At 64.7% G+C, this 224-nt stretch carries 1 pseudogene; it reads left to right on the top strand.

Annotation, left to right across the window (positions count from 1 at the left end):
• Position 1: 1 nt before the first annotated feature.
• Positions 2-224 (top strand): annotated as a pseudogene (locus RRF55_RS28615) (sugar transporter); the annotation flags it as partial.

The following is a 224-nucleotide window of genomic DNA, read 5'->3' as shown; positions in this document are numbered from 1 at the left end:
GCTGTTGTTGGTGTTCATGGTGTTCATCGTCAGCCACTTGTTGTCCTGGCTGTCGCAAAGCTTCGCCATGCTGCTGGTCAGTCGCATCGGCATTGCCCTGGCGCATGCAGTGTTCTGGGCCATTACCGCTTCGCTGGCGGTGCGCGTGGCGCCGCCCGGGCAGCAGGCCAAGGCGTTGGGCCTGCTGGCCACCGGCACCACCCTGGCCATGGTGCTTGGCATCC

This window comes from Klebsiella sp. K47, assembly GCF_051858335.1.
Lineage (GTDB): Bacteria > Pseudomonadota > Gammaproteobacteria > Enterobacterales > Enterobacteriaceae > Klebsiella > Klebsiella pneumoniae.
The sequence above is the reverse complement of the archived record's forward strand: the minus strand, read 5'-3'. Positions and strand labels throughout refer to the sequence as shown.